General features: G+C 68.3%; 13 protein-coding genes and 1 pseudogene. 11 read left to right on the top strand and 3 right to left on the bottom strand.

Annotated elements, in window-relative coordinates:
• The first annotated feature begins 26 nt into the window (after positions 1-26).
• Positions 27-2,249 carry an MMPL family transporter gene (locus NRF20_RS11540; protein ID WP_398630562.1) on the top strand — a complete coding sequence of 741 codons (2,223 nt, stop codon included), beginning with the start codon at positions 27-29 and terminating at the stop codon, positions 2,247-2,249.
• A gap of 190 nt (positions 2,250-2,439) precedes the next feature.
• Here NRF20_RS11540 and NRF20_RS11535 read toward each other — a convergent pair whose 3' ends face one another.
• Positions 2,440-2,847 (bottom strand): hypothetical protein, encoded by a 408-nt coding sequence (locus NRF20_RS11535; RefSeq protein ID WP_413754708.1) that lies wholly within the window; start codon positions 2,845-2,847, stop codon positions 2,440-2,442.
• On the opposite strand from NRF20_RS11535, the pseudogene NRF20_RS11530 reads away from it, so the two are divergent.
• The 4 genes and pseudogenes from NRF20_RS11530 to NRF20_RS11515 all read left to right on the top strand — a co-directional run.
• Positions 2,780-3,128: pseudogene (locus NRF20_RS11530) on the top strand (MFS transporter); the annotation flags it as partial. The gene NRF20_RS11535 and the pseudogene NRF20_RS11530 sit on opposite strands and share 68 nt — an antisense overlap.
• A gap of 108 nt (positions 3,129-3,236) precedes the next feature.
• Positions 3,237-3,926, top strand: coding sequence for a 4'-phosphopantetheinyl transferase (locus tag NRF20_RS11525; protein ID WP_398630563.1), 690 nt, complete (start codon positions 3,237-3,239; stop codon positions 3,924-3,926).
• 210 nt (positions 3,927-4,136) lie between these two features.
• On the top strand, positions 4,137-5,258 hold the full coding sequence (locus NRF20_RS11520; protein ID WP_398630572.1) for a P1 family peptidase: 1,122 nt from the start codon (positions 4,137-4,139) through the stop codon (positions 5,256-5,258).
• Positions 5,259-5,371: 113 nt separating this feature from the next.
• Positions 5,372-5,926, top strand: coding sequence for a hypothetical protein (locus tag NRF20_RS11515; RefSeq protein WP_398630564.1), 555 nt, complete (start codon positions 5,372-5,374; stop codon positions 5,924-5,926).
• A 321-nt stretch (positions 5,927-6,247) separates the two neighbouring features.
• Here NRF20_RS11515 and NRF20_RS11510 read toward each other — a convergent pair whose 3' ends face one another.
• Positions 6,248-7,195, bottom strand: coding sequence for an acyl-CoA thioester hydrolase/BAAT C-terminal domain-containing protein (locus NRF20_RS11510; RefSeq protein WP_398630565.1), 948 nt, complete (start codon positions 7,193-7,195; stop codon positions 6,248-6,250).
• Positions 7,196-7,202: 7 nt separating this feature from the next.
• A complete protein-coding gene (locus NRF20_RS11505) occupies positions 7,203-8,087 on the bottom strand; it encodes an SIS domain-containing protein (protein WP_398630566.1) in 885 nt (294 codons plus the stop codon).
• 186 nt (positions 8,088-8,273) lie between these two features.
• On the opposite strand from NRF20_RS11505, the gene NRF20_RS11500 reads away from it, so the two are divergent.
• From NRF20_RS11500 to NRF20_RS11475, 6 genes are all read left to right on the top strand, one after another.
• Positions 8,274-9,074, top strand: coding sequence for a DeoR/GlpR family DNA-binding transcription regulator (locus NRF20_RS11500; protein WP_093899008.1), 801 nt, complete (start codon positions 8,274-8,276; stop codon positions 9,072-9,074).
• Between the two features lie 485 nt (positions 9,075-9,559).
• Entirely contained in the window at positions 9,560-10,570 is a 1,011-nt protein-coding gene (locus NRF20_RS11495) for an ABC transporter permease (RefSeq protein WP_398629749.1), read from the top strand.
• Positions 10,567-11,511: a carbohydrate ABC transporter permease gene (locus tag NRF20_RS11490; protein ID WP_398629750.1), complete on the top strand. Its 945-nt coding sequence runs from the start codon at positions 10,567-10,569 to the stop codon at positions 11,509-11,511. The genes NRF20_RS11495 and NRF20_RS11490 overlap by 4 nt, the downstream gene beginning before the upstream one ends.
• 52 nt (positions 11,512-11,563) lie before the next feature.
• Positions 11,564-13,204 carry a hypothetical protein gene (locus NRF20_RS11485; protein ID WP_413752521.1) on the top strand — a complete coding sequence of 547 codons (1,641 nt, stop codon included), beginning with the start codon at positions 11,564-11,566 and terminating at the stop codon, positions 13,202-13,204.
• Between the two features lie 62 nt (positions 13,205-13,266).
• On the top strand, positions 13,267-14,439 hold the full coding sequence (locus tag NRF20_RS11480) for a Gfo/Idh/MocA family protein (protein ID WP_398629752.1): 1,173 nt from the start codon (positions 13,267-13,269) through the stop codon (positions 14,437-14,439).
• A gap of 335 nt (positions 14,440-14,774) precedes the next feature.
• On the top strand, positions 14,775-15,776 hold the full coding sequence (locus NRF20_RS11475) for an MBL fold metallo-hydrolase (RefSeq protein WP_398629753.1): 1,002 nt from the start codon (positions 14,775-14,777) through the stop codon (positions 15,774-15,776).
• Positions 15,777-15,823: the final 47 nt, after the last annotated feature.

Here is a 15,823-nt window from a genome sequence, read left to right as displayed (position 1 = left end):
CCTTCTTTACGGAGTCTCACACTCTCATGGCTACTTTCCTGCACAGGATCGGCCGGCTCGCCTTCCGGCGGCGCTGGCCGGTCGTCCTCTTGTGGGCTGTCGTCCTCGGCGCCGTGGGCGCCGCCGCCGCCAGCAGTACGGGCTCTGCCAGCTCAACCATCACCCTGCCCGGTACGGAGGCCCAGCGCGCGTTCGACCTCCTCGGTGAAAAGTTCCCCACGGCCAACGCCGACGGTGCAAGTGCCCGCGTCGTCCTGCGGGCGCCCGACGGCCGGAAGATCAGTAACGCTGACACCCGGGCTGCCGTGGAAGCGACCCTGAAGGACCTGAAGGACTCGTCCCCGCGCGTCGGCCAGGTCAGCGATCCCTTCGCGGCCAGGACGGTCAGCGCGGACGGCACCACCGCCTACGCCCAGGTCACCTATACCGTCAAGGGCACCGACCTGACCGACGCCGATCACACCGGCATCGACGAGGCCCTTGCCGACGGCCGTGACCGGGGACTGACGGTCGAGGCGTCGGGGGACGCACCGGCCGCGCCCGAGGGGAGCGCCTCCGCCGAAGCCATCGGCTTCGCCCTTGCCGCCGTCATCCTGGTCATGACCTTCGGTTCTCTGATCGCCGCGGGCCTCCCCATGCTCACCGCCGTCGTGGGGGTCGGCGTGAGCATCGCCGCCATCAAGGCTCTCAGCGCGACGTTCGACCTCAACAGCAGCACCTCCGCACTGGCGACGATGCTGGGCATTGCCGTCGGCATCGACTACGCCCTGTTCATCGTCTCCCGGTACCGTTCCGAACGTGCCGCCGGATACGGCGCGAGGGAGGCCGCCGCGCGTGCGAACGGCACGGCCGGCTCCGCCGTCGTCTTCGCGGGCCTGACCGTGGTGATCGCCCTCGCGGGCTTGGCCGTGGTCAACCTGCCCATCCTCACCGCGATGGGGCTCGCCGCCGGCGGCGCCGTCATCATCGCTGTACTCGTGGCCGTCACCCTCGTGCCCGCACTGCTGGCATTCGCCCCCGAACGGGTACGGGGCAAGGCACGCAAGCAGACTGTCCGGGAGACGCCCGCAGTCAAGTCGGCCAAGGCGACGCCGGGGCAGCGATGGATCGCATACGTCCTGCGCAAGCCGGTGAAGGTCCTGGTACTCGCGGTGGTCGCCCTCGGTGCCCTCGCCCTGCCCGCCACGCAGCTGCAGCTCGGACTGCCGGACGACGGTTCCAAAGCCACTTCCTCCACACAGCGCAAGGCCTACGACATGCTGGCCGAGTCGTTCGGCCCCGGCTTCAACGGTCCGCTGACCGTGACTGTCGACGACCAAGCCCCTGGTACCGCCCGCAGCGCCGCAGCTGACATGGGTGAGGCCATCGCAGACCTGCCGGATGTGGCGACCGTGGCACCCGCCGTCTTCAACGAGGCCGGTGACACCGCCATCATCAACGTCATCCCCAAGAGCGGACCGAGCGGCGATTCCACCAAGGATCTGGTCGCCGACATCCGCTCGCTGGCCGCCGACACGGAGTCGGCCTCCGGGGCCCGCTCCATGGTCACCGGCACCACCGCGCTCAACATCGACATCTCCGACAAGTTCAGCGCCGCGATCATGCCCTATCTCGCCCTCGTTGTCGGCTTGGCCGTCCTCGTGCTGATCCTGGTCTTCCGTTCGGTCCTCGTGCCGCTCAAGGCCGCGCTCGGCTTCCTGCTGTCGGTGCTGGCCGCCCTCGGCGCACTCGTCGCGGTCTTCCAGTGGGGCTGGCTCAAGGACCTGGTCGGCCTCGACCAGACCGGCCCGATCATGAGCCTGATGCCGATCCTCATGGTGGGCATTGTGTTCGGACTGGCCATGGACTACCAGGTGTTCCTGGTGACCCGTATGCGCGAGGCATACGTCCACGGCGCGGATGCCCGCACGGCGATCGAGTCCGGCTTCCGGCACAGCGCGAAGGTCGTCACGGCCGCAGCCCTCATCATGATCTCCGTATTCGCCGGCTTTGTCGGTTCGCACGACGCCATGCTCAAGTCGATGGGCTTCGGCCTCGCGATCGCGGTCCTCTTCGACGCCTTCATCGTCCGCATGACAATCGTGCCCGCAGCGCTTGCCCTGCTCGGCAAGCGCGCCTGGTCCCTGCCCGGCTGGATCGACCGCATCCTGCCCGACGTCGACATCGAAGGCGAAAAGCTCACCCAACGGGCACCGGACAAGCAGCACGAGGACGAGGACAAGCTCCCGCAGTACAGCAGCAGCCACTGACCGAAATTCTGGGGTGCAGCACGCCCGTGTGCTGCACCCCAGGCATGTATCCCAAGTCCTGGACCGACGGCTGCAGGACTTTTGACGTCATTGACGGCATGCGCGTGCGGGCGAGTAAATCCCGAGGTCATCCAGGTGTGCGGCCCGTGACTGGTGTCACGTAGCACTGCTTTGCTTTCGCCCTGCGCGGTCAGTCGAACAGGTCCGGATCGGATGCCGTGATCTGGTCCCACAGCGGGCGGGCCTGGAACCAGCCCGCCAGGTGGGTGCCGACCTGGCCGCGGGGCGTTTTCGGGGATTTCCAGGTATCTACTGGTGTGGCGGTGGAGTCCGGCCCCGCGTGCGCCGTTACCAGCGGCTCCAGTTGCTGCTGTGGGCCGCTGCGACCGGAGTGCCGGCCGCCACGCCGACAGTCGGTAACGCGTTCGGTCTGCTCCCGTCGGGCCGCATCGTCAGGACAGTTGCCCTGGTCCACGGCCGGGAGAGCTGATGAACCGGCAGCCTCCCGATGCGCGACTGGCGTTGTGCGAGCCATGAACGACTGGTCCGCGCTCTCTATGAAGGATGTTGTGAACGCGGCAGCGGAACTGGTGTCCATGGGCATCGCAGTCGTCCCGGTCATGATGGTGCTGGCCCGCGTCTTCGCCGACGGCCGGCGCAGCCGCTGGGGCGACGGACGCATTGGCCCTGGTGGCCGCCATGGGAAGAACGGGTTGGCCGGCCGGGCCCGCGGTGATCGGCTTCATGGCGAGCGCCGACAGCCTGGTGTGGGGCATGGGCGCCGTTGCCGCCTCGGCCATCCCCGTATCCCTGTGTGCCACACAGATCCGTTGGCCGAGCCTCGCCGAGACGCAACCCGATCCCTCGGTCCTGACGTGACAGTGGCAACACCGGTCCGGTTCGCGACGAACTGAAAATTCTTCAGTCTTCAGGCAGGCTTCAGAGACGATGCAGAGGATGGATCAACCAGCCGGTACGAGGGGGAACATGATCGAGAAGATTCTGCCGTCCCAGGTGGCCGTTGCCGAGGCGCTCTCCGACCCGCCCGACGCGGCTCTCTTTCCTGGCGAGGCCGAGCTGATCCGAAATTCCGTGGAGGGCCGCCGCAAGGAGTTCACCACCGCACGCTGGTGCGCCCGGCGCGCGCTCGGCGAACTCGGTCTCGCACCCGCCCCCATCCTGAAAGGCGAACGCGGTGCGCCGATATGGCCGGGAGGAGTGGTCGGAAGCATGACCCACTGCGCCGGCTACCGAGCAGCTGCAGTGGCTCGCCGGGCGGATGTGCTCACCGTCGGCATCGACGCCGAACCGCATGAGCCGCTGCCCGACGGGGTGCACGAGTCCATCGCGCTCGAGACGGAACTGCAGCGCGAGCTCGAGCTGCGTCGGACGTGCCCCGAGATCCACTGGGACCGGCTGCTGTTCAGCGCGAAGGAGAGCGTCTACAAGGCGTGGTTCCCGCTCACCCACCGCTGGCTCGGCTTCGAACAGGCCGACATCGTGCTCCATTCGAACGGCAGCTTCACCGCCGGGCTGCTGATCTCCACCACGGTGCCAGACCCGGCCGCGGGGGCAACGGCGACCCCCACGGCTTTCAGTGGCCGCTGGCTGGTCGCGGACGGTCTCGTGGTGACCGCCATCGCTGCCGGGAGCGAGGCGAACGGGCCCACCGGGTAGCGGGGCGCCGCAAGCGGTCACCGCTGCGGTACTTGGCACGGCGCGCCGTCAGGGGTGACGCGTGCGGAGACCGGCGAGAGCCATGCCGGTGACCGGGCGCGTCGTCCCGGACATCAGCGGTGGGGAGGCCGGATACGACGAATTGTCGGCTCGCACCTCGTCCGACGTGCGGGTGTACCCGTAATCTCTGACCGCATGAGCGCAGACCGCATGGGCGAAGACCGCAAACGTGCACGTGAGTTGGGCATCCCTCTGGCAGGTGAGCCGGGGCCGTGGAACGCGATCACGGACGTGCCCGGTGTCGAGGTCGGGTACGTCACCCTGGTCGAGGGCGAGGACGTACGCACCGGAGTGACGGCGCTCCTGCCGCGCGGGCGGGACGGTGTGGGTACGCCCTGCGCGGCCGCCTGGCACTCGTTCAACGGCAATGGTGAGATGACCGGAACCGCCTGGATCGAGGAGAGCGGCTCGCTCGCCGTGCCGGTGGTCATCACCAACACGTACGCGGTCGGCCCAGTGCACCGCGGCGTGGTCGAGTGGGTGCGTGCCAACCGTCGTGGCATGGCGCCGGAGTGGCTGCTGCCGGTGGTCACCGAGACCTGGGACGGCCACCTCAACGACATCCATGGCTCGGCCGTGGAATCCCGTCATGCGGCGGACGCGATCGAGGCGGCGGCCTCCGGCCCGGTCGAGGAGGGATGCGTCGGCGGCGGAACGGGCATGCGCTGCTACGGCTTCAAGGGCGGCTCGGGTACCGCATCGCGGATGGTGCAGTACGGCGAGGACCGCTACACCGTCGGCGCCTTCGTGCAGGCCAACTTCGGCGCGCGGCGCGAACTGGTGGTCGCCGGTGTGACGATGGGGCGTGAGCTGTCCGATCCGGCCGAGACGCCGGCCCCCGAACCGGCGCTCGGTGGGGAGCCCCAGGTGCCGCCCGGCGCGGGCTCGGTGATCGTGGTCGTGGCGACCGACGCGCCCCTGCTGCCGGGGCAGTGCAAGGCGTTGGCCCGTCGGGTGACGCTGGGCCTCGCCCGGACCGGCACCACCGGCAGCCATTTCTCCGGGGACCTCTTCCTGGCCTTCTCCACGGCCAACCCGTCCGCACTGACCAGTACGTTTCCCACGGACGACGGCAGCACGCCGTACGAGTCGATGCGCTTCGTGCCGTGGGGCCGGATGGATCCCTTCTACGGTGCCGTGGTCGAGTCGGTGGAGGAGGCGGTGCTCAATGTGCTCACCGGCGCACACTCGATGACCGGCCGGGCCGGCCACCACGTCCCGGCGCTCCCGCTGGACCAGGTGACCGAACTCCTGGCGGCGCGAGGACAGTGATGCCGCGCGGCAGGTGCTGCTGACGGCGCATTCGGAGGTCGCAGCCGGCGGAGACAGGCGCAGGGCGTGGTGGTCACTGGTCTCGTACAGGTTCGTCGGCCATACTGCCCGCCGTGGAGCAGCGCATAGATCCAAACACTCAGCCCGGCTACGCCGCGGGAACAGACCCGGCGTACATCCCTGGTCTCACGGCCCCCGCTACTGCCGGAAAGCCGGATACGAGCCAGGAGCAGACGGACCAGGAACGGACGGACCAGGAAAGGACAGAGAAGCGGGCGCCCGGCGCCGCCGCCCCCGACGATGCCGTGGCGGAGGCCGTATCCGAGGATGCGGAAGCCGACGGGGAGGCCACTGCCGAAACGGCGGCTGACGACAAGGAGGCAGAGGACGGCCCCGCATTCGAGGTGAGCGACCGCCGTGGGTCGATCACCGCGAACCGTGACGGGGTCCGGTTCCGGCTGGACGACCAGGAGGCCGAGTTCCGCTGGGACGAGATCGGTGCGGTTGAGGTGAAGACTCCTCGGTTGGGCCGCCGGTTCACCGTCACGGTCCATGTGTCGACCCGTCGATGGTTCAACGCCGAGGTCGAGGCACCGGCCAGGAGCGACCTCAAGCAGTGGGCGGGAGAACTCGACGCGGTCCTGGACGTCTACTTCGAGGAGTCCTGACCACGGCGGTGTCGCCCGAGAGGCTGGGCCGGCGGCCGAAACGACCGTCGGCCCCGTCGCGACCGCAGGAATGGCTCCGCCCCTGACCCGCCGACCGGGCATACGCCGGGCGGTGGGGTGGCTGAGAGGCCGGCACGGGGCGTGCGGCAGCGCGGTGCGTGAGGGGACCTGGCGCCCGGCCGGGGCCTCGGCCGTCGCCGCAGCGGACGCCTGACACTCAAACACAGCGGCGGAGACCTTGACACTCAAGCGCCGCGTCGGACACTGACGCTCAAGCGCCGTCACGCGCGCCGCAGCAGACGCCCGACGCGCTCGAGTGCCTCAGACGCCACCCTGACACGCGCCGCGAAGCACGTCGAGGATGTGGGGCCAGGCTGCCGCGCCAAGTGCCGCGTCCGCCGCGGGTGAGCCTCCGTACAGGAAGTGCGCGGATGAGGAAGCAGGGCCCTCGCCCGGAAGCCGTGGGCGGTGGCCTGCGTCGGGGCTGCTGATCACCCGTACGGGCAGGCCGGCCGCCCTGCGACGGGCGGCCAGTTCCTCGGCGTAGGGCAGCGAAGGCCACATCGCATCGTCCCCGCCCGCGACAAGCACGAATTCGGCAGTGGACTTCTCCACCGCGATCGTCGCCGCATCGACGCGGTCGGCGAATGTCTGCCGGCTGCGCTCGTACCAGCCACGGATGGCGACGGGAACGCCCTCGGGCTGTGCGGGCGCCGGCGCCCAGGAAGTGTCATAGGGGACGAACGGCAGCGGCTCACCCCGCCAGGTCCAGGAAGACCGGTGGGGCCGGGTCTGCCCATCCCGGCCGGGGCCGACGTTTGCCCAGGTCATTGATGTGGGGGAGACCGCCACCACCGCGTCGATACCGGGCAGCAGCACGGACAGGTGCAGAGCGGCTTCAGCCCCCTTGGACACACCCAGAACGCCGATCCGCCGGGCACCGCCCGCGCGGAGCACCTCGATCGCGGGCCCGAAAGTCTCCAGCGGGATTTCACAGAGGCCGGGCGGCTGCCCGACCCCGCCGAACCAGCGGATCGACAAGGCCGTCAGGCCCTCCCGGGCCAGTATCCGGCACCGCTCGCCCTCGATGCGCCCACTGGACCCGGAGAGGACGAGCACCCCGATATCGCCGCCGCGTACGCGGCCACACGCGGGCCTGGCCAGAAACCCCTCACGAATGCCCGGGTGAGGGACTTCGTAAGGGGTTCCGTGGGCAGCCTTGCGAGCGCCCCCGCTCGGACCGTTGAAGGTGCGCTCGACGATGTCCATCGGTCGGTCAGGCGCCCGCGAGCACCACCGAGCGGGTCAGGTGGCGAGGGCTGTCCGGGTCCAGGCCGCGGGCGGCGGCGCGGGCGATCGCCAGACGCTGGACGCGTACCAGCTCGGCCAGCGGGTCCAGGCCGCTCTCCACCCAGCGGGCGCCGGTCGAGAGCACCTGCTCGGCAAGGCCCTCGGGGGCGGTGCCGAACATCCAGGTCGCGGTGCCGGTGGTGGCGATGCTGATGGGGCCGTGACGGTACTCCATCGCGGGGTACGCCTCCGTCCAGGACAGGGACGCTTCCTTCATCTTGAGCGCGGCCTCGTTGGCGAGACCTGCCGTCCAGCCACGGCCGAGGAAGGTGAACTGGGTGCAGTCCAGCAGGCCTTCGGGCAGCGGCTCTGCCAGTGCGGTCTCCGCATCGCGGACCACGGCGTCGGTGTGCAGACCGAGGTGGGCGCGGAGCAGTGTGAGCAGGGTGGTGGCGAACCGGGTCTGTACGACGGACTGCTCGTCGGCGAAGTCCAGCACGACAACCTCGTCGGCGGACGTCATGACCGGGGTGTCCGGGTCGGCGGTGATGGCCACTGTGCGGGTGACACCACGGAGCCGGTCGAGCAGTTCCAGCACCTCGGTCGTGGTCCCCGAGCGGGTGAGGGCGACGACCCGGTCGTAGCCGCGGCCGAAGGGGAACTCCGAGGCGGCGAAGGCATCGGACTCGCCCTGCCCGGACTCCTCACGGAGCGCGGCGTATGCCTGAGCCATGTAGAAGGAGGTGCCGCAGCCGACGACCGCGATGCGCTCACCGGTGGCGGGCAGAGCGGCCGCCTGCGTCTGGGCCAGCTCGGCGGCGCGGCGCCAGCACTCCGGCTGACTGGCTGTCTCGATCTCGACAAATGACACTCTTGCACTCCGTATTCGTAGTGGGATGCTCGTTTATGCACGTTACACATGAGGCGCACGCATTATCAAGCATCCTGCTTGCAGGAGGCTTGACTGGGCGAAGCCTTGTGCGACGCTTGCGCGTGTCCGGTGACACGTACCCAAGGGGATGGGTGCCCGAAGCCCGGGCTCGTAAGGAGATTTCTCTTGTCCAGGGATGCCCGGTGGAACGCGCTGCTGGAACTTGTCGGTAAGAACGGCAGGGTGGAGGTCGAGGACGCCGCCGCGACGCTGGATGTCTCGGCTGCGACCATCCGTCGTGACCTGGACCAGCTCGCCGAGCAGCAGCTGCTCACGCGTACCCGCGGCGGCGCGGTCGCGCACGGCGTCAGTTACGAACTGGCCCTGCGCTACAAGACCGGCCGTCACGCCCCGGAGAAGCAGGCCATCGGCCGCGCCGTCTCGGAACTGGTGGCGGTCGGCGAAGTGGTGGGGCTGACCGGCGGTACGACGCTGACCGAGGTGGCCCGTTCGCTGGCGGTGCGCTCCGATGTCGTCGGTGACACCGCGGCAGGGATGGGCGGTCAGCCGACCCTGACCGTTGTCACCAACGCCCTCAACATCGCCAACGAGCTGGTCATCCGGCCGCAGATCAAGATCGTGGTGACCGGCGGAGTGGCCAGGCCGCAGTCGTACGAGCTGACGGGCCCGCTGGCCAGCGGGGTGCTGGGCGAAATCACGCTGGATGTCGCCGTGCTGGGCGTCAACGCGATCGACACCGAGCGCGGCGCATATGTACACCACGAGGGCGAGGCCAGCATCAACCGGCTGCTCGCCGAGCAGGCGCAACGGGTGGTCGTGGCGGCCGATTCCTCGAAGATCGGCAAGCGGGCCTTCGCGCGGGTCTGCGATCTCGGGCAGGTCGATTTCCTGGTCACGGACAAGGGGATCACGCCCGAGGCGACCGCCCGCTTCACGGAGGCCGGCGTCACCGTCATTGCCGTCTGAACCAGTCGTCCGAACGGCGGGTCGCCACCACGGGGTGGCGACCCGCCGTTTCCGTTTCGTGGCCGGAACCGGGTGCGGCCACGCAGAAGGGCGTATGGGTGGCGTCCCGGACCCTGCTTGAGGATGTTGTCAGAAGTGGCCTTGAGCGCATGATCGTGCGTGATCGAGCATTCAGGGACCGGCTCCGGGCCTACCGGCAGGACTCCCTGATGGTCTCTTCGTGCCCCTTCCGTGCCACTTCTGTGCCCTTTTCGGGTCTTGGGCAACGCCGACGAGGTGCTCATGGGGTCCACGCGGAAACTTTTCTATGCCAATAGATGTTCGTTACCTCTGCGAAATGAACAAGTCTTGCCATCGGAGCGCACAGTCGTGAACTATGTGCCTGTCGCCGCGAAGGAGCGTCGGCCGCATCCACGGTGGTGCGGGCCGCCTCCGTGGATGCGGGACACTCCCTTGCTCCATCAGCCCTGGAGGTGCCTGTGACGATGGCAGATGCGCCGGTCTCGGCCGTGCGGTCGCCTGTGCCGCAGCCCCGTGATCCCGACGACGCGGATCGCTCCGCCGGGAAGAAGCGCAAAGACATACGAACAAAGCAGCCGCTCCGCCACCGCCTCAAGCGGGACAGGGCACTTCTGCTGTTCTGCCTGCCGGGTGTTCTCTACTTCGCGCTCTTCTTCTACCTGCCGCTCGCAGGCAACGTCATCGCCTTCCAGGACTACCAGCCGTTCCTGGGCTTCAAGCAGAGCCCGTTCGTCGGCCTCGCGAACTTCACCGCGCTGCTGGCCGAACCGGACTTCTGGAGCGCGGTCTCCAACACCCTGCAGATCACCGCGATCCAACTGCTGCTCTACTTCCCCGCACCGATCGCCCTGGCGCTGCTGCTCAACTCGCTCATCAGCGAGAAGATCAAGCGGTTCATCCAGACCGTCGTCTACCTCCCGCACTTCCTGTCCTGGGTCGTCGTGGTCGCGATGTTCAAGCAGGTGCTCGGCGGCGCGGGTTCGGTCACCACGCTCCTGATGGAGCACGGGGTCAACATCGGCAACGTGATGACGGACCCCGGCACCTTCAAGCTGCTGATCACCGCCCAGGCCATCTGGAAGGACTGCGGCTGGGGGACGATCATCTTCCTGGCGTCCATCGCCTCGATCGACATGGCCCAGTACGAGTCCGCCGCGATGGACGGAGCCGGCTGGCTCCGCAGGATCTGGCACATCACCCTGCCGGGCATCCGGCCGGTGATCCTCATGCTGCTGATCCTCAGGCTCGGCGACATCCTCTCGGTCGGCTTCGAGCAGATCATTCTGCAGCGCGACGCCGTCGGCCCGGACGCTTCCGAAGTCATGGACACATACGTCTACTTCCACGGCGTCATCGACGGCGACTGGGGGATGAGCACGGCCGCGGGTCTCATGAAGGGCGTCATCGGATTTGCCCTCATCCTCGCCGCAAACAAGCTGGCCCACCGCTTCGGTGAGCAGGGAGTGTACCGATGAGTCAGCAGACCCTTGCGTCACGGCTGCGCACCGCCCGGTTCGGCCCCCGCCGCGCCTCGTCCGGCCGCCCGCCATGGATGGAGCGCCCGCACTGGTACGGGCAGGGCGCGAAGGCAGCCGCCCTGATCGTCCTGACAGTGATCGTGCTCTACCCGTTTGTCCTCGCCATCGGCACCAGCCTCGCCGGACGCGAGGAGCTCAACGCCAACGGCGGCTACGTCCTGCTTCCCAAGCACCCGACGCTGGAGGCATACCGGGTCGTCCTCTCCGGCGGAGTCGTCACCCAGGCGGCCGTGGTCTCCATCTTCATCACGCTGATCGGCACCGCGCTGAGCCTGGCGTGCACGGTGATGATCGCGTACGGCACCTCGCGGCCGGGCACCGTTCTCGGCAAGCCGATCCTGCTGCTGGTACTGGGCACCTTCCTCTTCGCCCCGGGCATCATCCCCACGTACCTGGCCGTCCAGCAGTTCAAGATGCTCGACACCTACGCCGCGCTGATCCTTCCCGTACTGCTCAACGCGTTCAACATCGTGGTCGTGCGCTCGTTCTTCCAGAGCATTCCCGAGGAGCTGTACGACGCCGCGCGGATCGACGGCGCAGGTGAGGCGACCGTCCTCTTCCGGATCGTCCTCCCGCTCTCCAAGGCGGTCCTCGCCGTGGTCGGCCTCTTCTACGCGGTCGGCTACTGGAACAGTTTCTTCAACGCGGTGCTCTACCTCAACGACTCCAGCAAGTTCCCCATTCAGGTGATCCTGCGCAGCTACGTCCTCAACGGCCAGAGCATCAACGCGCAGGCCATGGGCGTTCACGCGGTGCCGCCCGCGACCTCCTTGCAGATGGCCGTGCTGATCATCGCCATCGTGCCCATCTTCTGCGTCTATCCCTTCCTGCAGAAGTTCTTCGTCAAGGGCGTCCTCACCGGGGCGATCAAGGGCTGATCCGCCCGCCCGGACACCGCCCCACGCACTTCACAAACTTCAAGGAGCATCCATGTCCACCAACTTGTCCAGGCGCGGTTTCATGGGCGCGGCGGGGATCGCCGGCCTGACCGCGACCGGTCTGACGTCCCTGACCGCGTGCGGCAGCGGCGCCACCATCAGTAAGGGCGGAGCCAAGGCGTCCGCCAAGCTGAAGCTCCCGGCGTACGTCGCTGCGCAGACAGCCCCCGCGGACCTCGCGGGCAATGCGGCCGGGCTGGACGCCACATATCTGCGCTACCCGAAGAAGCTGACCAAGTCCGTGGCCAAGGTGCCCGGCGACGGCAGCCGCATCACGGCCCTCACCGAGACGTTCACCACCCCCGCGCCGCCGCAGGCCAAGAACGCCTACTGGCAGGAGCTGAACAAGCGTCTCGGGGCGCAGTTCGACATGACGATCGTCGTCGACCAGGGCGTCGACGCCTACCTCACCAAGTTCAACGCCATGATGGCCAGCGGTGACATCCCCGACCTGGTCTGGTTCCCCCCGAACCAGGGCATCCAGCGGGTGCCCGAGCTGCTGGACGCCAAGTTCCACGACCTCACGCCGCACCTGTCCGGCGACGCGGTCAAGCAGTACCCCAACCTGGCGAACCTGCCGACCACCGCGTGGAAGACCGCCGTGATCAATGGCAAGATCCGCGGCGTCACCGTCGCCTACGGCTCCATGGGCCAGGTCTACGTCGTCAACCAGGACTTCTGGAAGCCGGTCGGTGGCGCCGAGTTCACCAGCGCCGAGGACTTCCTCGCCAAGGGCAAGGAGCTCCTCGACGCCAAGCGCAACAAATACGTCCTGGAGCCGGTGTACGTGAACCACGTCGGCATGTTCGGTCAGTGGTTCGGCGCTCCCAGCAGTTGGCGGCTGGAGGGTGGCAAGCTCACCCATATGTACGAGACCGATGAGTACCAGGAAGCCCTGGCCTTCGGCGTCAAGGTGGCCAAGGCCGGTCTCTTCTGGCCCGACCCCAACCTCTCCACGACCATGGAGAAGATGGCGCAGGGCTCGCTGGGCGCCTATGTGCAGTCTTTCCCCAGCTTCCTGGTGGACGTCAAGAACTACGACTTCCCGTTCGGCGTCATCGTGCCGTTCGCCGCCAAGCCCGGCGCGAACCCGCGGTACACCATGGGCTACGGCTCCGTCGGCTACACCGCCATCAGCAAGAAGGCCGACGACAAGCGGGTCAAGATGCTGCTGGGCGTGCTGGACTACCTGGCGGCTCCATTCGGCACCGAGGAGCGGCTCTTCCTCGACAACGGTATCGAGGGCAAGCATTTCACCCGCGCGTCGAACGGTGATGTCAAGCTCACGGCCAAGGGGAACGCCGAGGCAGTCACCACCGCCATGCCGCTGGCCTTCCTGGCCGCCGGGCCCGAGTACATCTACCTGCCCGGCAAGGCAGAACTGGCCGGCCAGATCCACGGCTGGCAGCAGGAACTCCTCAAGATCAGCCAGACGAACCCGGCCAGCGGTCATTTCTCCGACACATACACCCGCAAATATGCGTCTCTCACCACGGCCATGAGCGACGTCCAGAAGGACATCGTCGCGGGCCGAAAGCCGATCTCCGCCTACAAGGAGGAGTTGCGCAAGTGGCGCTCCGGTGGCGGCGACAGGATGCGCGCCGAGTACGAGGCATCGCTCGCCGGTAAGTAGCCTCCGTCCGCACCACCAGCACGGACACGCCCGCACCACCAGTACAGACAGAAGGGACCACCGTGTCAGACCTGCGACTCGGCGTCATCGGGCTCGGCCTGCGCCGTTCCATCGCAATGTCCGCCCACCACCCCGGGCAGGGTTCGGCGATCACCGCCGTCTGCGACCTCGACCCCGAGGTGCGACAGCGCGAAGCCGAGCGCTTCGGTACCGATGTCGCGGTCGAGGACTACAAGCTGCTCCTCGACCGGGACGACCTCGACGCGATCATCATCGCCACACCGGACGACACGCACGAGACCATCGCCATCGATGCGCTCCGGGCCGGCAAGGCCGTCTTCGTCGAGAAGCCGCTCGGCATCACCGTCGAGAGCTGCGACAACGTCCTGCGTGCCGCGTACGAGACCGGAACCCGGCTGTACGTCGGACACAACATGCGCCACATGGGTGTCGTGCGGCTGATGCGCGACATCATCGCCCGCGGGGACATTGGCGAGCCCAAGGCCGTGTGGGTGCGGCACTTCGTCGGTTACGGCGGTGACTACTACTTCAAGGACTGGCACGCCGACCGGACCCGTACCACCGGACTGCTGCTCCAGAAGGCCGCCCACGACATCGACGTCCTGCATTGGCTGGCCGGCGGCTATACCCGCCGGGTCAACGCGCTCGGCGACCTCCTCGTCTACGGGGATCTGCCGCGCCGCGAGCCGGACACCCCGCGCCCGGCGAACTGGCTGCGCGAGTTCGACTGGCCGCCGACGGCCCGCAAGGACCTGCACCACATCGTGGACGTCGAGGACGTCTCGGTGATGAACATGCAGCTCGACAACGGCGTCGTGGCCGCCTACCAGCAGTGCCACTTCACCCCGGACTACTGGCGGAACTACACCGTCATCGGTACCGAGGGCCGTCTGGAGAACTTCGGTGACAGCCCCGGTGACGAGGTCAAGGTCTGGAACACCGGCCCCAGCGGATACCGCCGCGACGCCGACATCACCTACCGGGTGCCGGACGCCGGCGGTTCGCACGGCGGCGGGGACACCCGGATCATGGAGGAGTTCTGCCGGTTCGTGCGCGACGGGGGCGTCACCGACACCTCGCCGGTCGCCGCCCGGATGAGCGTCGCCGCCGGTGTGCTCGCGACCCGTTCCCTGCGCGAGGGCGGTGCACCGTACGACGTACCGGCCCTCGGCCCGGAGCTGATCGCGTACTTCGAACGTGGTCAGGTCCGCTAGGAACCGGCACGAGACGTTTCGACGACCTTCGGTGACTGCGCTTCCGGCGCCGTCACCGAAGGTCTTGGTGCAGCTGTTTTCAGCCATGCTCGGTGGGTAGTCGGCTCTTTCGGGTTTGGCGACGGCGCGATCGGTGTCCGCCGCGAGGTGTGACCCCGTTGGGTGAATTGTGGGTGATCATCCGGAAGGTGTCGTATGGGGGTGCGGGGCGCCGGTCTCGTAGGGTCACCGAGCCTCCGGTGCCGGAGAGTATGAGCGGCGATTTTGCGCCAATGGGATCTCGTGGTGGCCGAGTTCGAACGCATGGCCGGATCATGGTCGGCATAATCGCGTCCATGTCGATCACGGGTGGAGACGTCGTTGACCTGGGGCGGGGCCTGTACGCATGGCTCCCGCCGAAACGGGGCTGGGGGCTGGCGAACTGCGGTCTCCTCGTCTCGCCCCGTGGCGCGCTCTGGATCGACACCCCGTACGACGCCGCGCTGGCCGGCCAGTTCCTGGCCGAGTCCACGAAGCGGCTGCCCGACGGTGTCTCCATCGACCGGGTGATCGTCACCCACGCCAACGGGGACCACTTCTGGGGCGCGGGCGTACTCCCGGACGCGGAGATCATCGCGACCCGCGAGGCCCGCGAGCACATCCACTACGAACCCACGCCGCAGCAGCAGCACGCCCTTGTCGCGGCCGGTGATCGGGCCACCCCGCTCGGTGGGTATCTCGCGCGTCACTTCGGCACCTTCGACTGGTCGCGGACCGAGCCGGTGGTGCCGACCACCTACTTCACCGGCGAGCTCGAACTGACGCTGGGGGAGTACCCGGTCCAGATCTCCGCGCTGCCGTCCGCGCACACCACCGGCGACCTGATGGTCCATCTGCCCGCGCAGGGTGCCGTGTTCACCGGGGACATCATCTTCTCCTCCACCCCGGAGCAGCCGGGCGACCACCCGGTGCACTGGGCGGGCCCGCTGAGCAATCTGATCTCGGCCTGCGAACGGGTGCTGGCCACCGGCGCCGAGACCGTAGTCCCGGGACACGGCCCGCTCCTCGACCGGGCCGGGGTACGCGATCACATCGTGTACCTGGAGTACGTGCGCGAGCGCGCCCACGCCTTCCACGCGGCCGGGATCCCCGCCGTCGAGGCCGCCCGCCGGGTCATCGCCGAGGGCCGCTACCCGGAGCTTGGGCTTCCCGAGCGGCTGGTGGTGACAATCGGCAGCGAGTACCGGCAGCTCGACGGCTCCGAACTGCCCGGTGTGCTCCAGGTGATGACCGAGGTCGCCGTGGTCGCTCAGGAACTGGAGCAGCCGCATGAGCCGGCCGGACCCACGGAGCGGTAGGGGCGTTCCTGCCAGGAGGGCTACCCCTTTTCCCCGGACGACCTGTC

The sequence above is a fragment of the Streptomyces sp. R-74717 genome (assembly GCF_047305335.1).
GTDB lineage: Bacteria > Actinomycetota > Actinomycetes > Streptomycetales > Streptomycetaceae > Streptomyces > Streptomyces atratus.
Note: the sequence above shows the minus strand (reverse complement) of the source record. Positions and strands in the feature narration are given on the sequence as shown.

Coding starts and splice junctions, on each gene's coding strand:
- NRF20_RS11520 (WP_398630572.1), top strand. CDS start 4,137: ATGGGCGAAGACCGCAAACGTGCACGTGAGTTGGGCATCCCTCTGGCA.
- NRF20_RS11490 (WP_398629750.1), top strand. CDS start 10,567: ATGAGTCAGCAGACCCTTGCGTCACGGCTGCGCACCGCCCGGTTCGGC.
- NRF20_RS11525 (WP_398630563.1), top strand. CDS start 3,237: ATGATCGAGAAGATTCTGCCGTCCCAGGTGGCCGTTGCCGAGGCGCTC.
- NRF20_RS11495 (WP_398629749.1), top strand. CDS start 9,560: ATGGCAGATGCGCCGGTCTCGGCCGTGCGGTCGCCTGTGCCGCAGCCC.
- NRF20_RS11535 (WP_413754708.1), bottom strand. CDS start 2,847: ATGGACACCAGTTCCGCTGCCGCGTTCACAACATCCTTCATAGAGAGC.
- NRF20_RS11485 (WP_413752521.1), top strand. CDS start 11,564: ATGTCCACCAACTTGTCCAGGCGCGGTTTCATGGGCGCGGCGGGGATC.
- NRF20_RS11510 (WP_398630565.1), bottom strand. CDS start 7,195: ATGGACATCGTCGAGCGCACCTTCAACGGTCCGAGCGGGGGCGCTCGC.
- NRF20_RS11475 (WP_398629753.1), top strand. CDS start 14,775: ATGTCGATCACGGGTGGAGACGTCGTTGACCTGGGGCGGGGCCTGTAC.
- NRF20_RS11540 (WP_398630562.1), top strand. CDS start 27: ATGGCTACTTTCCTGCACAGGATCGGCCGGCTCGCCTTCCGGCGGCGC.